Origin of the sequence: Polaromonas sp. AET17H-212, assembly GCF_002379085.1 — a bacterium.
Lineage (GTDB): Bacteria > Pseudomonadota > Gammaproteobacteria > Burkholderiales > Burkholderiaceae_C > Polaromonas.
Genome location: NZ_NBZW01000022.1, coordinates 16,862 through 30,902 on the forward strand (window position 1 = coordinate 16,862; position 14,041 = coordinate 30,902).

Sequence of the window (14,041 nt, forward strand, 5' to 3'; positions counted from 1 at the left end):
CTTTTTGCCCATGCCTGTATCTGTGGCTTTGAATGCCTGCAGTAGATGGTATTTCTAGATACTCCCCGCCAATCGGGTTAGCACCTTGCCGAAAAGTGGTCGGATAGCCCCGATGGCCGGGGCAAAGCCCTTGACCCCATCGCCAGAAATCGGGGCTGTTCATACCTTCCCTACCCCGACCTTCGGGTTAAGCGCCGCGAGCCGGTATTGGCCTGTGCGATAGGTTTTGGGATCAAGGTCTATGCCGTCCGTCACGTCCAGGGCATACCAACCCAGCGCAAACCAGGCCGCACGGTTAGGCCGCATACCCATGCGCGTTTCAATCAGCAGCCCCGCCTCTTTGACTTCTGTCAGGGCGCGCGAAACCGTGTCGTGACTTCGCCAGCCCATCGGCTTGAGGTACTTGGCGCAGGCCACCAGCCGCCCGTTATTGCTGCCCGTGTACTGGCGTGCAATATCAAGCAGCAAGGCCCGCGCCGCGTACCCCAAAGCGCGATAGCTGGGGCTGTCAATCACCACATGCGGTAAAGCCACGTAGCGATCCCCGTCCCGCTTGTCCTTACTGCGTTTGTAGCTCTTGGCCACGGCCTGCCTTTGTGCGCTTGGCCAGGTAGTCGCGCGCCGCGTCCAGGCTTTCCAGAGGCTTCCAAAGCCCGTAGCGGGTTGCGTAGTACGGCGTTTGGCCGATCACCTCCGGGTCGCCCCTGATCAGCTCTACGCCGATCAAGGCGAATTGCGCCGCCAGCGTTGCATAGGCTTTGCGCTCACGCTGTCCGGTAGGCAGGTCCAGGTCGTTGTGTACTGCGACAGGCGTGTTCATTGCATGCCTTCCCGCGTGTACAAGCCCACACAATGCCTCACCCCGGCCTCCGTCACCACGGTTTGCCTGTGCGTCAGGATTCGGTGTCCGGCCTTGCGTAGCTGCAAGATGCGCGCGGGGCAGTGGTAAACGTCCAGGTAGCGCATGGCCTCGAACGTGGTGATGGAATACCGCGTCAGAGCCTCCAGCAGCCGCGCGCATTGCGTATCGGAACTGGTGCCCTTAAACTCTGCCCTGATAGATTCAAGGGCCGCTTTCTTTTCGGGGGAGGTGGCCTTATTTTTTTCCATGGCTTGCTCCCTTACTTCGCCGCGTGCGCTTTGAGAAAAGCGTCTATGGCGTTGATGTCGAACAGCGTGACTTTTTCACCAGCCTTCAAGGGCTGCGGAAAACCATGGCGGGATTTTGTCCACTGCCACAGGGTTGATCGGGCTATCTGGAAATGAGCGCACGCCGCTTTAGCGCGTGCATAGTGAGGCTTTTGGTCGGTGCCTTGAACCGTATTGGCTTTACTCATATCGCCTTGTCCTGTAGTGAATGACAAGCGAATTTGAGAGGCGCAAGCAGGGCTTGCGTCAATTGCCTGAGTCGGGTTCCTCAATTTCACTCTTGCGGATAGAAACACCGAAAGGGTTGTGAGAAGTATTGCGCAAGGGGTTGCGGTCAGATGTTGGTTTCTCTGCCACCAACTGCGCAACGCGCTGCCGACTTATGCCAAGGTGCTGCGCGACAGCACTCTTGTTGCCTTCGTATCGGATAAGGAGCTCTTTCACCGCCGCGCGTCGCTCCTCCGGACTCAACTGGACTTCCATCTGAAAAGCATAGCGAGAAGCGATTTGGTTTACACCGAGCCAATACCGCAGTTCCTCCCGAGAGAAGCGCTGACTCTCAAATTGGTCAATCGCTTGGTCAAGCCACCCGAGGAAAAACTCTTTGAATGCACAGTAGGAAGAATCGCCTCGAGCATCGAGGCATTGATTTGCAAGGGTGATCATTTGTACGCTGGCCAACTCGTTTGTTTCGAGTTCCTCTCCATTCCAATAGGCCGGGCTAATGGCGTCCCAATCACGTTCGTTTTCCGTACAGTAACGATAATGCGCGCAGGTGTCTATGAATGCCAATTTCATCCGTCGGTACAAGTGGTTGAAACTGCTTAGCGGCTCATTTACTTTTTGCTCTGGCTCTATTCCCAAAATCAAATATGCAGCTTCGGTGCCGGTGTAGTCCGGCACAGTGTCCCAATAGTTAGAGATTTCCATAGCGCCCCCACGCCCCCTGATAGGTTGCCAGTCCAGCCCGTCAGGGAAACGGGTTTTCGGGGATCAGCCTAGGACTGGCAAAAAGATTGAATCAAGCAGCCTTGCGTTTGAATGTCAGCACCTTGCCAGTGACGCAGTTCTCCAGATAGTCACCCCAATGCTGCATCATCTTGGCGCGCTCTTTGAGATAGGTCGCATGGTTGTAGGCCGCACTCACTTGATCACGCTCTTGATGCGCCAGTTGCAGCTCGATATGGGCATGGTTAAAGCCCATTTCATGCATGACGGTTGACGCGATGCCCCTGAACCCGTGCCCGGTCATCCTGCCCTTGTAGCCCATGCGCTCCAGCGCCTTCAGGATGGTGTTGTTGCTCATGGGCTTTTCATGGTCGCGCTCACCGGGGAACAGCAAAGCCCCATGCCCGGAAACCAATTGCAGCGTTCGCAAGACCGTTACCGCCTGCGATGACAAGGGCACGATATGCGGGGTTTTCATCTTCATGCGCTCAGGTGGAATATCCCAGCGCCCGGCCTCCAGGTCAAATTCAGCCCAGTGCGCGCCGATCAGTTCGGACGTGCGCACAAACGTCAGCGCCATCAGTTTCATGGCCAGCCGCGTGACTGGCGCGCCTTGATAGGCTTCCATGTGCCTAAGCAGTTCGGGCAGCTCTTTCGCGTCAAGCCGCGAATAGTTGCCCGCCTTGCGTGATGCCAGTATGTCTGCAGGCTTGATGTCGGTCGCCGGGTTGCGCTGTGCCAGCCCATGCGCGATAGCGTAGCGGAACACCTGCCCCGATGTCTGCAAAGCCCGTTTGGCAATGTCCAGAGCGCCGCGAGCCGCGATGGCCTTGACCATTGCCACAAGCTCAGGGGCTTGAATGTCTGAAATCGGCCTTTTGCCGATGGCCGGGAACACATCGGCCTTCAAACGCTTATGCACGTCATCGGCATGGCGGGGGCTTTTGGCGCTGCGCCATTGATCCCACCACAGCAGGGCCACAGTCTGAAATGAGTTTTCGGCTGCGGATTGTTTGGCCAGCTTGTCAGCCTTGCGCTGCGCCATCGGGTCGCTGCCGGTCGCCAGCAGCTTGCGCGCCGCGCCCATCGCCTCCCGCGCCTGTGCCAAAGACACATCCGGGTAAGAACCCAGGGCCATGACCTTTTCCTTACCGTCTGCCCGGTACTTCCAGCGCCACAGCTTAGAGCCGCTTTCGGTCACCAGCAGGTACATGCCCTTGCCGTCGCTCAGTTTGGCCGGGCTGGGGCCGGGTTTGGCCTTCTTGATGGCGGTGTCGGTGAGGGGCATGGAAGGCTCCAAACGGCCTTTTTGGAGAAATACCCCCAAGGTTTTATGCCGATACCCCCGAACATACCCCCAAATGATCCCGGCTTGCAATACCCCACATCGGACCACCGGAAACAAAAAAGCCCCGTAAACACTGGGCTTTCGGGGCTTTTGGGGGTCTGCTTTGGACTACATCAGACCGGTTCTTGGCGGAGAGGGTGGGATTCGAACCCACGGTACCTTGCGGTACGCCTGATTTCGAGTCAGGTACATTCGGCCACTCTGCCACCTCTCCTAAATCGAGCCGCAATTCTATCAGGCCGGCGAACCTGTCAGCGGGCAGGCGGTGTCAGTGCCGTGATGCCGCCCATGTAGGGCTGCAAAACAGCCGGCACCGCCACCGTGCCGTCTTCGCACTGGTAATTTTCCAGCACTGCGACCAGGGTGCGGCCCACCGCCAGGCCGGAGCCGTTGAGGGTGTGCACGAATTCGTTTTTGCCCTGGGCGTTCTTGAAGCGGGCCTGCAGGCGGCGCGCCTGGAAGGCTTCGCAGTTGGAGACGGAGCTGATTTCACGGTAGGCGTTCTGGCCCGGCAGCCAGACTTCCAGGTCATAAGTCTTGCTGGCGCCGAAACCCATGTCACCAGTGCACAGCAGCATCACGCGGTAAGGCAGGCCGAGCTTTTGCAGGATGGCCTCGGCGTGGCCGGTCATGGCCTCAAGGGCGTCGTAGCTGTGCTCCGGGTGCACGATCTGCACCATCTCGACTTTGTCGAACTGGTGCTGGCGGATCATGCCGCGGGTGTCGCGGCCGTAGCTGCCGGCCTCGGACCTGAAACAGGGTGTGTGCGCCGTGAACATGAGCGGCAGTTGCGCCTCGGGCAGCACCTCGTCGCGCACAAAGTTGGTCAGCGGCACCTCGGAGGTGGGAATCAGGTACAGCGCCGTGCTTTCGGCCTCGGCCGCACCTTCCTGCCCGCCCTTTTTGGCGGCGAACAGGTCTTCTTCAAACTTGGGCAGTTGGCCGGTGCCGCGCAGGGAATCGCCATTGACGATGTAAGGCACATAACACTCGGTGTAGCCGTGTTCGGCGGTCTGCACGTCAAGCATGAACTGCGACAGCGCCCGGTGCATGCGCGCGAGTTGGCCCTGCATGACCGTGAAGCGCGAGCCGGTAAGTTTGGTGCCGAGTTCAAAATCCAGGCCCAGTGGCTGACCCACGTCCACATGGTCCTTGGCCTCGAAGGCAAAAGCCGGCGGCTCGCCGCCCAGGCCTTCGACCGGGCTCCATCTGCGCACCTCGACGTTGCCCGCCTCGCCCGCACCGTGCGGCACGCTGTCATGCGGCAGGTTGGGCACGGCCAGCAACAGGGCCTGCATCTCGCCCTGGATCTGCTCGAGCCGGACGCTGGAAGCTTCCAGCTCGGCCTTGGAGCTTGTCACCTGCGCCATCACGGCGCTGGCGTCTTCGCCTTTGGACTTGAGCTGGCCGATCTGCTTGGACAGGGTGTTGCGCTGGTTCTGCAGCTCTTCGGTCCGGATCTGCAGCGCCTTGCGCTCGGCCTCCAGTGCCTGGAAGGCTTCCACGTTGAGGAAGGCTTGCGGGCTTTTGCGGGTTTCCAGCCGGGCGATGGCCGAGGGCAGGTCTTTACGGAGCAGGTTGATGTCTAGCATGGGGTCATTGTATTTTGAGCCGCGGCCGGCCGGCCACCGGGACGGGGTTCAGTTCAGGCTGGCCGGGTCGAGGTTGGCGCCGCAGATGATCAGGCAGACTTTTTCGTCCGGCCGCGGCACATAGGCGCCGCTGTGCAGCGCCGCCAGCGGCAAGGCTGCGGCTGGCTCCACCGCCAGCCTGAGCTCCCGCCACATCCACAGCTGGGCAGCCCGGATGACTTCGTCGCTGAGCAGCAGCGCATCACGCACATGCGCCTGGGTGGCCGCCCAACCCAGGTCGCCAATGCGTTTGGCGCCCAGTGAATCGGCGGCAATGCCGCCAACGCTCACATCGACCGGCTGCCCGGCCTCGCGCGCCCGGAACAGGGTGGGCGCGAGTTCGGGCTCCAGCGCCACCACGCGGGCGCGCTGCTCGAACCAGCTGGCAATGCCGGCGATCAGGCCACCGCCGCCCACGCTGACCAGCACGGCGTCAGGCAGGCCGGCCTGCTGCTCGATCTCCAGCGCCAGCGTGCCGGCGCCCACCACCACCTCAAGCTGGTCGTAGGCATGGGTCAGCAAGGCACCGGTTTTCTGCTGGCGCGCCAGGCAGGCCTGCAGCGCTTCCGAATACGCCGCCCCGGTGACCACCACCTCGGCGCCCAGGGCGGCCAGCTTGGCGCGTTTGGCCGGGCTGGACACCTCGGGCACAAACACCTCGCAGCGCACGCCCAGTTCACGCGCGGCGGCGGCGGTGGCAATGCCGGCGTTGCCGCCCGACGCCACAATCACGCCGCTGGACGGGATGGGGTTGGACAGCAGACGGTTGAGCATGCCGCGCGCCTTGAAACTGCCGCTGGTCTGCAACTGCTCGAGCTTGAGCCAGACTTCAGCGCAATCCACGCCGAGCGCCTTGCCGGGCAGCTTCCACACCGGGGTTTGACGAATAAAGTGGTTGTATCCCTCTTGAAACCTGCGTTGGCAGCTCTCGATTGGATAGCGATCTGGCATACCCGGCCTAGGACTCGGCATGCAGGTCGCTGCCGATGGCGTCCAGCGCGGGGCCGTCGAGCTTGAGCCCCTTGGGCAGCGGAAACTTGATGGTTTCCTCGATGCCGGCCATCTTGCGCACCGACACCGCGCCCAGCGCCTTGATGCGGTCGATCACCTGCTTGACCAGGATTTCGGGCGCCGACGCCCCGGCGGTCAGGCCGACGCGGTTTTTGCCTTCAAACCATTCGGGCTTGAGCTCGGTGGCGTCGTCCACCATGTAGGCCTCGGTGCCCAGCTTGGCGGCCAGCTCGCGCAGGCGGTTGCTGTTGGAGCTGGTGGGGCTGCCGACCACGATAAGGATGTCCACCTGCGGGCTCATGATCTTGACGGCGTCCTGCCGGTTTTGCGTGGCGTAACAGATGTCCTGCTGCTTGGGCGCGCGCACGTTCGGGAACCGCGCTTTCACGGCGGCGCTGATTTCGGCCGCGTCGTCCACACTGAGCGTGGTCTGCGTGACCACCGCGAGCTTGTCGGTCTGCGCCGGCTGGATGCGCGCCACGTCGGCCACGTCTTCCACCAGATGGATGCCGCTGTCGAGCTGGCCCATGGTGCCCTCGACCTCGGGGTGGCCCTTGTGGCCGATCATGATGAACTCGTAACCTTCCTTGTTGAGCTTGGCCACTTCCACATGCACCTTGGTCACCAGCGGGCAGGTGGCGTCGAAGATGCGAAAGCCGCGCGCTTCGGCCTCGCGCTCGGTGGCCTTGCTGACGCCGTGGGCGCTGAACACCAACGTGGCGCCCACCGGCACATCGTCCAGGTCCTCGATGAAAACCGCGCCCTTTTCCTTGAGCTCGTTGACGACATAGGTGTTGTGCACGATTTCGTGGCGCACATAAATCGGGGCGCCGAACTTGCCGAGCGCGCGCTCGACAATCTCGATGGCGCGATCGACGCCGGCGCAGAACCCGCGCGGCTCGGCGAGGATGATTTCCTGAGGTTTTGTTTTTTCGATCACAGGACACCAATCAACTGGACTTCAAACACCACCGGCTGGCCGGCCAGCGGGTGGTTGAAGTCAAACTGCACGGCGTCGCCGTCGGCCTTGACCTGCTGCACGCTGCCGGCGTACTGGCCCATGCCGTCGGGCGTGGGGAACTGCACGACATCGCCGACCTTGTACTGCTCGTGGGGGTCGCCCAGTTCATTGAGCAGCTTGCGCGCCACCCACTGCACCAGCTCGGGGTTGCGCTCGCCAAAAGCCTCGCCGGCCGCCAGTTCGAAGCTGGTGCGTGTGCCTTCGCGCAGGCCCAGCAGGCGCTGCTCGATCGCGGGCGACAGCTCGCCTGTGCCCAGGCTCAGCGTGGCGGGCTTGCCGGCGAAGGTGTTGATGATGTCGGCGCCCGGTTGTCCGTCTGTGGACGGCCCGGCCATGCGGTAGTGCAGGGTCAGGAAGGAACCAGGCTGAACGAGGGCGGGAGCGGGTGTTTCCACGGTGGACATAGGACTTTCGGGTGCCGGCCCGGCGGGCCGCCAACTGTTTGTAAACTGCCCCTATTGTAGAAAGTGCGACCCGGCCCAGCCAGACCCGCCGGTTTACCCCTGATACTGCCCCTGTGATGGCGTTTTCAATGCTTGCCCCCTGCCGAGACCTCCCATGCTCCTGAAAGACCTGCCCGAGGACGCCCGCCCCCGCGAAAAGCTGCTGGCCCGCGGCCCCGGCGCGCTCAGCGACGCCGAGTTGCTGGCCCTGCTGCTGCGCAGCGGCATTCCCGGCAAAAATGCATTGCAGATGGGCCAGGAGTTGGTGGACACTTTCGGTGGCGTGGCCGGCCTGTTGCACACCGGGCACCAAGCCCTCAACAGCATCAAGGGCCTGGGACCGGCCAAACGCGCCGAACTGGTGGCCGTGCTGGAGCTGGCGCGCCGCGCGCTGGCGCAGGAGCTGCAGGACAAGCCGCTGTTCACCACGCCGCAGGCGGTGCGCGACTACCTGCAGTTGCAGCTGGGCAGCCGGCCCCACGAAATTTTCGCGGTGCTGTTTCTCGACAGCCAGCACCGGCTGATTGCGCTGGAAGAGCTGTTTCGCGGCACGCTGACACAAACCAGCGTTTACCCGCGCGAGGTGGTGGTGCGGGCGCTGGCCCTGCACGCCGGCAGCGTGGTGCTGGCGCACAACCACCCGAGCGGTGAAGCCAAGCCCTCGCGTGCCGACGAAGCGCTGACCCAGACGCTGAAAGCCGCGCTGGCCCTGGTGGATGTGCGGGTGCTGGACCATTTTGTTGTGACCAGCACGCAGGCGATCTCGATGGCGGAACGGGGGCTGCTCTGATGGCGGCCCGACCACCGGCCATCAAGGACCTGAAGGGCCTGAAAGCCGTCAAGCTCGAGATAGAAACCCGGGCCCGGCAGGCAGCCGACCTCAAGGCGGCGCGCGCGGCTGCCGCTGCGACAGCGAAGGCGGAAAAGGAGCTTTTCTCGCGCGCCATCGGCCCGGTCAAGGCGCTGCCGGCCAGACACCGGCCCGGCCATCCGGGCCACCGGGCGCACCTGCCGCCGGCCCAGCCCGCACCGGTTCCGGTGCAGCAGCAACGCGACGAGCTGGCCGTGATGCGCGAGGCGATCTCCGACGAATTTGATGTTGAAACCCTGCTCGACACCGACGAGGCGCTGAGTTTTCGCCGTCCGGGCATGGGGCCGGACGTGGTGCGCAAGCTGCGCCGCGGCGGCTGGAGCATCCAGCGCCAGCTCGACCTGCACGGCCTGCGCCGCGAGGATGCGCGCGACACCCTGGCGGCCTTCATTCGCGAAGCGCACAAGGCCGGCATGCGCTGCGTGCGGGTGGTGCACGGCAAGGGCCTGGGTTCGCCCGGCAAGACGCCGGTGCTCAAGGGCCGGGTGCAAAGCTGGCTGATCCAGAAGCAGGAAGTGATCGCCTTTGTGCAGGCGCGGCCGGCCGAAGGTGGTGCCGGCGCGCTGGTGGTGCTGCTGGCGCAGAGCTGAGTCGCTGGGCGGTTCGCTATTTATTTAATAGCATTTTGCGGCTATCCAGCAAGGACCAGAGCCACTTTTCCTATAAATTTTCACCGGATGCATGCGCCGGAAAACCATTTGCTGGCCTACCCGGCCTGTCGCGGTAACGGGGACCGCGCCGGCCCTCCCACTGTTGGGAGCACGTGGATATCGTGATCGGCGGCGGCCAGCGCCCGCATCACCGCAGCGGTCCGGGTTTCGACGCCCAGCTTCACATAGATGTGCTCCAGGTGTTTTTGTACCGTGCGCGGGCTGATCGACAGCAATGCCGCGATCTCTGCATCGGTCTTGCCGCAGGCCAGCCAGTGCATCACATCTTCCTCGCGCAGGGTCAGGCCCGGCGCGCTGACGTCGGCGACCGGCCTGGCCACGGGCGGCGGCGTTGCGCCCACCTGCAGGGCCGGCGCCTGGCGCGCGTGCTGGTACAAAAAGGCCAGGTGCGGACGCAACAACTCCAGCCGCTCGCGGTCCCGTTCATTGAAGTCGAGGCCGCGCCGGTTCAGCACCACACTGACCAGGCGCCGGTGATCATGGAACAGCGGCACCGCTATGGTGTATTCCAGCCCGATGCGCTGGTAATAGTCGCCATACAGCGCGCTGCGCTGAAAGTCGTGCCGGCTCACCAGGTCGGAGATGCGCCGCGCCTGTAGCCCGCCGTCGATGCCATGGTGCAGCACCAGCGGGTGCTCGAAAAAATGCCGGTCGAAACACGCGATCTCGTCGGCACCCAGCCGCACACCGGTCAGGCCCACGACCTGGCGATGGCCGGTGAACAGGTCGCAGTCCGACAACGTGGTCAGTTCGGAGGCCACGTAGGCATTGAGCGCCAGCACCGTCGCGCGCGCGAAGCTGTCGACGTCCACCGCCTGCGCCTCGATCTGCGCCAGCACCTGCAAGGCGCTGGCGAAATCGTTGCGGGTGAGGTGGTTCATGGCGCGGCTCCATGGAGTTCGTCCATACGCATTGCTGCGTATTGGCACGGGGCTGGGACAGCTTCACGATGGCATGGCGGGCGGTTCCCGGGTGGTTCAAATTCAGTATAGAAGCCGCTCTCGCCGGAGGATACCCGGCCGCCGGAAAAACGCAACAAAGAGAAAATGATGGCCATCGACGAAGGGAAACTCAACACATTCGTGGAGCAGTTTGTGAGCGATTTCGGCGCGCTGACGCATGCCGCCACCACTATGGCTGGCGACCAGTTCGGCTTGTACGAGGTTTTAGCCAAAGGCCCTGCGACGGCGGTGGAACTGGCCAGCCGGCCCCACACCGCCCCGCGTTATCTGCGCGAATGGTGGTCAGCCCAGGCTGCAAGTGCTTACGTCCGTTACGAGCTCGAAGACAACCTGACCCCCGGTGGGCCCGGCCTTTTTTCCGCTTCCACTTTCACTTTTATCTGCACGCCCGCTTCACGTTCGCAGGAGGTGGGACTGTGTCTGGCTGCCCAGGCTGGCGAGGCCCGCTTGCGCGATGTCGTCACGCAAGGCGGCTTCCGCCATTTCAGGCGCGCCAGCCAGACACCGTTCAACCTGATTTTTGAAGCCCGACCCTGAAAGGAGCCATCATGTCCCGCCAATACATTGATTGCCGCGAATTCCCCAGCACCATGAACTGCAGCGTCGCGCTGTCGGCCGACAACGACAAGGAATTGCTCGAAGCCGCCGTGCAGCATGCGGTGGCCGTGCATGGCCACACCGACTCGCCGGATCTGCGCAAGCAGCTGACGTCCATGTTCAAGCAGGGCACGCCGCCGCTCAAGCCGAAGCAAGCCCAGGCGGCGTAACGACTGGCGCTGATTTGCTATTTATTTGATAGCCGACTGCGACCGTCCAGAAAGGGCTGAAGGCGTATTTCATTAAAAATATGGGCCACCAGACCATCTCGAAGACTGGTCACTCGCCAGATTTTCAAGGAAAACAGGCCTGCAGCCCTGACAGGGCCTGCGCAAGCAGCTACTGAATTTATAGCAACTACCCCACAGCCTGTCCTCGGGGCAGGCTCAGGCCGGCGTGTTCCGCATCCAGTCGGCGGTCTGAAAAAACGAGGTGCGCAGCTTGGCGCGCAGTTCTTCATCGACGCCGGTTTCACCCATCGCCTGGTCCATGCAGGCCAGCCACTGGTCGCGCTCGAGGATGCCGATGACAAAAGGCATGTGGCGCAGGCGCAGCTTGGGGTGGCCAAAACGCTCGGTGTAGTGTTGCGGCCCGCCCAGCCAGCCGCACAGGAACCAGAACAGGTGCTGGCGCGCCTCGACCAGATGGCTGCCGTGGGCCGCGCGTAGCGCTGCGTAGCCGGGCTCCAGGTCCATCAGGTCGTAAAAACGGTCCACCAGCGCCTTCACCCGCGCTTCGCCGCCTATCCAGTCAAAGGGGGTGTCGAACGGCGGTGTACCCGGTGGTTTTTCTTCGATGTTCATGCTCATTGGGCCTTGCGTAACGTTTCCACAACCGGCGTGTTGAGCACGGAGCGCAGGCCCCACCAACCCGCGGCCATCGCCAGCACGGCGCCGGCGAGGCTGCCCAGCAGCGGCACGGTCCAGGAGCCGGTCCAGCTGAAATCGAACACAAAACGCGCCAGACCCCAGCCCACCGCCAATGCCACGATGGACGCGAGGAAGCCGGCCAGCAGGCCGACGCCGGCGAGTTCGGCGCGCTGCACCTGGCGCAGCAGCGAGGCGCGCGCGCCGACGGCACGCATGATGGCGAACTCGTGCGCGCGCTCCTCGCGCGTCGCGGTGATGGCTGCGAACAGCACCACCAGGCCGGCGGCCAGCGTGAAACCAAACAGGTACTCCACGGCGCGTATCACCTGGTCCAGCACACGCTGCACCTGGGCGATGGTGCTGCTCATGTCGACGTTGGTGATGTTGGGAAAGGCCTTGACCAGTTCGTTGTCGAAGCTGCGCGGCTTCACCCCGTCCGGCGTGGCCACACGTTCGGGTGCGCGGAAGGCGCTGATGTAGGACACCGGCACGTCCGGCATCGTTGCCACCGGGTACATCACGAAAAAGTTGACCCGCATGGAACCCCAGTCGACCTTGCGCAGGCTGGTGATTTTTGCCTCGCTGAGCTGGCCGCCGATGTCGAAACGCAGGCTGTCGCCGAGTTGCAGGCCCAGCGTTTTCGCCAGCCCGTCCTCGACGCTGATGGCGCCTGCCTCATCGGGCGTCCAGCGGCCAGCCACCACCTGGTTGTGCGAGGGCTGCTGCGCGGCGTGGGACAGGTTGAACTCGCGGTCCACCAGGCGCTTGGCGCGGTCGTCCTCGAAGTCCTCCGGTGCCACCGCCTTGCCGTTGATCGCGACGAGGCGGCCCCGAATCATGGGGTACCAGTCAAACCTGGTGACGCCGCCATCGCGCAAGGCCTGCTGGAACGCGGCGCCCTGCTCGGGCTGCACATTGATGACAAAACGGTTCGGCGCATCGGGCGGTGTGGCCCGGCGCCAGCTGCTGATCAGGTCGGTGCGCAGCAGCACCAGCAGCATCAGCGCCAGCAGCCCGACCGCCAGCGCGCTGACCTGCACCACGGCATACACCGGCCGCGCCGACAGCTGGCGCGTGGCCAGCACCAGCCAGCGCGGCGCGGTGGCTTCGTTGACGCTGGCGCGCAGCAGCTTGACGGCTGCGAAGCTGGCCACGGCAAACACCGCCACCGCCCCAGCAAAACCGCCGACGGCAATCAGGCCGAGCTTGAGGTCGCTGCTGGCCGCCACCAGCAGGGCCGCAAAACCGAGCACGCCGACCAGCAGCACCGCCAGCGAGGCCGGCCGCAGGTTGCCGACATCGCGGCGGATCACGCGCAGCGGCGGCACCTGGGCCAGCTGCAGCACCGGCGGCAGGCCGAAAGCGAGCAGCAGGGTCAGCCCCATGCCCATGCCGAACGCCACCGGCCAGAAGGTGGGAAACGGCAACGCCGTTTCGACCAGGCCGGCCAGCAGCAGCACAAAGCCATAGTGCACGGCAAAACCGATCAGCACCCCCAGGGCGCTGGCAGCCATGCCGGCCAGCACAAATTCAAAGGTATAGGCCAGCGCGATGGTGCGTTGCGGCTGGCCCAGCACGCGCAGCATGGCGCAGTCGTCCAGGTGTTTGGCTGCGAAGCCGCGTGCCACGATGGCCACGGCCACGGCGCTCAGCAAGGCCGCCAGCAAGGCCACCAGGTTGAGGAATTTTTCGGCACGGTCCAGTGTCTGGCGCATCTCGGGGCTGCCGCTTTCCAGCGACTCGATGCGCACACCGCGCCATTCGGCCTTCTTGATTTCCTGCGTGGCCCACTGGACATAGGTTTTCACCGCGGCGTCGCTGCCGGCCACGGCAAAGCGGTAGTTGGTCCGGCTGGCCGGCTGGATCAGGCCGGTGGCGGCCAGGTCGGCGCTGTTGATCATCACGCGCGGCGAAAAATTGGCAAACCCGCCGCCGCGGTCCGGCTCCTGGACAATCACGCGCGCCAAGGTGAAGCGGGCGTCGCCCATCAGCAGGGTCTGGCCGATGCGCAGGCCCAGCGCATCAAGCAGCGAGGCGTCGGCCCAGGCCGTGCCGGGCGCGGGAACCTCGCGCGTGGCCGCGCCGGCCGCCTCGGGGCTGGGTGCAACCTGCATGGTGCCGCGCAAGGGGTAGCCCTCGGGCACCGCCTTGAAGGCCACGAGTTTGCTGGCGCCACCGTCTTCCTCGCGCGCCCGGCCCATGGTCGGAAAAGTCACGGTCGAGGTCGCCTGCAGGCCCAGACTGCGCGCCTTGGCAACAAACACCTCGGGGGTGATGCCGTCGCTGCGCAGCACGGCATCTCCGCCGAGCAGCTGGCGGGCATCGCGCTGCAAGCCTCCCTTGAGGCGGTCGGCAAAAAAACCGACGGCCGTCAGGGCTGCGACGGCCAGCGTCACCGCAACGATCAGCAGCCGCAGTTCCCCGGCGCGCAGGTCGCGCCGCAGCGTCCGCCAGCCGAGTTTGAGGAAAAGGGTGTTCATGGGTTGACCTTAACGCAAAGTCCACAGCCCCGAAGCCTGT

At 63.9% G+C, this 14,041-nt stretch carries 17 protein-coding genes and 1 tRNA gene; 4 read left to right on the plus strand and 14 right to left on the minus strand.

Annotated features, from left to right (window positions below; translation table 11 throughout):
- Positions 1-159: 159 nt before the first annotated feature.
- The 11 genes from B7G53_RS16140 to B7G53_RS16185 all read right to left on the minus strand — a co-directional run bounded on the left by B7G53_RS16140 (position 160) and on the right by B7G53_RS16185 (position 7,512).
- Positions 160-585, minus strand: coding sequence for a hypothetical protein (locus B7G53_RS16140; protein ID WP_141396361.1), 426 nt, complete (start codon positions 583-585; stop codon positions 160-162).
- A complete protein-coding gene (locus B7G53_RS16145) occupies positions 560-820 on the minus strand; it encodes a hypothetical protein (RefSeq protein ID WP_096669527.1) in 261 nt (86 codons plus the stop codon). Before B7G53_RS16145 ends, B7G53_RS16140 begins: the two co-directional genes overlap by 26 nt.
- A complete protein-coding gene (locus tag B7G53_RS16150) occupies positions 817-1,110 on the minus strand; it encodes a helix-turn-helix domain-containing protein (RefSeq protein WP_096669529.1) in 294 nt (97 codons plus the stop codon). Before B7G53_RS16150 ends, B7G53_RS16145 begins: the two co-directional genes overlap by 4 nt.
- 11 nt (positions 1,111-1,121) lie before the next feature.
- Positions 1,122-1,337, minus strand: a complete 216-nt coding sequence (locus tag B7G53_RS23030) for a helix-turn-helix transcriptional regulator (RefSeq protein WP_217992625.1) — start codon at positions 1,335-1,337, stop codon at positions 1,122-1,124.
- Positions 1,338-1,395: 58 nt separating this feature from the next.
- Positions 1,396-2,079: a hypothetical protein gene (locus B7G53_RS16155; RefSeq protein ID WP_096669531.1), complete on the minus strand. Its 684-nt coding sequence runs from the start codon at positions 2,077-2,079 to the stop codon at positions 1,396-1,398.
- Positions 2,080-2,170: 91 nt separating this feature from the next.
- Entirely contained in the window at positions 2,171-3,385 is a 1,215-nt protein-coding gene (locus B7G53_RS16160) for a tyrosine-type recombinase/integrase (RefSeq protein ID WP_096669533.1), read from the minus strand.
- Between the two features lie 186 nt (positions 3,386-3,571).
- A tRNA-Ser gene (locus B7G53_RS16165) sits at positions 3,572-3,659 on the minus strand.
- 37 nt (positions 3,660-3,696) lie between these two features.
- On the minus strand, positions 3,697-5,037 hold the full coding sequence (gene serS, locus B7G53_RS16170) for a serine--tRNA ligase (RefSeq protein ID WP_096669536.1): 1,341 nt from the start codon (positions 5,035-5,037) through the stop codon (positions 3,697-3,699).
- A 48-nt stretch (positions 5,038-5,085) separates the two neighbouring features.
- Positions 5,086-6,027 (minus strand): threonine/serine dehydratase, encoded by a 942-nt coding sequence (locus B7G53_RS16175; RefSeq protein ID WP_096669538.1) that lies wholly within the window; start codon positions 6,025-6,027, stop codon positions 5,086-5,088.
- A gap of 7 nt (positions 6,028-6,034) precedes the next feature.
- Positions 6,035-7,024 (minus strand): 4-hydroxy-3-methylbut-2-enyl diphosphate reductase, encoded by a 990-nt coding sequence (ispH, locus tag B7G53_RS16180; protein WP_096669623.1) that lies wholly within the window; start codon positions 7,022-7,024, stop codon positions 6,035-6,037.
- A complete protein-coding gene (locus B7G53_RS16185) occupies positions 7,024-7,512 on the minus strand; it encodes an FKBP-type peptidyl-prolyl cis-trans isomerase (protein ID WP_096669540.1) in 489 nt (162 codons plus the stop codon). The genes ispH and B7G53_RS16185 overlap by 1 nt, the downstream gene beginning before the upstream one ends.
- Before the next feature lie 154 nt (positions 7,513-7,666).
- Between B7G53_RS16185 and radC the strand changes: the two genes are divergently transcribed.
- Together radC and B7G53_RS16195 are read left to right on the plus strand one after the other, a co-directional pair.
- Positions 7,667-8,341 carry a RadC family protein gene (gene radC / locus B7G53_RS16190; RefSeq protein ID WP_096669542.1) on the plus strand — a complete coding sequence of 225 codons (675 nt, stop codon included), beginning with the start codon at positions 7,667-7,669 and terminating at the stop codon, positions 8,339-8,341.
- The gene (locus tag B7G53_RS16195; protein ID WP_096669544.1) at positions 8,341-9,012 is read left to right on the plus strand and encodes a Smr/MutS family protein; all 672 of its coding nucleotides are present in this window, start codon (positions 8,341-8,343) and stop codon (positions 9,010-9,012) included. The genes radC and B7G53_RS16195 overlap by 1 nt, the downstream gene beginning before the upstream one ends.
- A 116-nt stretch (positions 9,013-9,128) precedes the next feature.
- On the opposite strand, the gene B7G53_RS23230 is transcribed toward B7G53_RS16195, so the two are convergent.
- Positions 9,129-9,974: a helix-turn-helix transcriptional regulator gene (locus B7G53_RS23230; protein ID WP_255250042.1), complete on the minus strand. Its 846-nt coding sequence runs from the start codon at positions 9,972-9,974 to the stop codon at positions 9,129-9,131.
- 168 nt (positions 9,975-10,142) lie between these two features.
- On the opposite strand from B7G53_RS23230, the gene B7G53_RS16205 reads away from it, so the two are divergent.
- A complete protein-coding gene (locus B7G53_RS16205; RefSeq protein WP_096669625.1) occupies positions 10,143-10,592 on the plus strand; it encodes a hypothetical protein in 450 nt (149 codons plus the stop codon).
- Between the two features lie 11 nt (positions 10,593-10,603).
- Entirely contained in the window at positions 10,604-10,822 is a 219-nt protein-coding gene (locus B7G53_RS16210) for a DUF1059 domain-containing protein (RefSeq protein WP_096669546.1), read from the plus strand.
- 216 nt (positions 10,823-11,038) lie between these two features.
- Here B7G53_RS16210 and B7G53_RS16215 read toward each other — a convergent pair whose 3' ends face one another.
- Both B7G53_RS16215 and B7G53_RS16220 read right to left on the minus strand, forming a co-directional pair.
- Complete coding sequence (locus B7G53_RS16215; protein WP_096669548.1) at positions 11,039-11,455, minus strand: group II truncated hemoglobin; 417 nt, start codon at positions 11,453-11,455, stop codon at positions 11,039-11,041.
- Between the two features lie 2 nt (positions 11,456-11,457).
- Positions 11,458-14,001, minus strand: coding sequence for an ABC transporter permease (locus tag B7G53_RS16220; protein ID WP_096669550.1), 2,544 nt, complete (start codon positions 13,999-14,001; stop codon positions 11,458-11,460).
- Positions 14,002-14,041 lie beyond the last annotated feature (40 nt).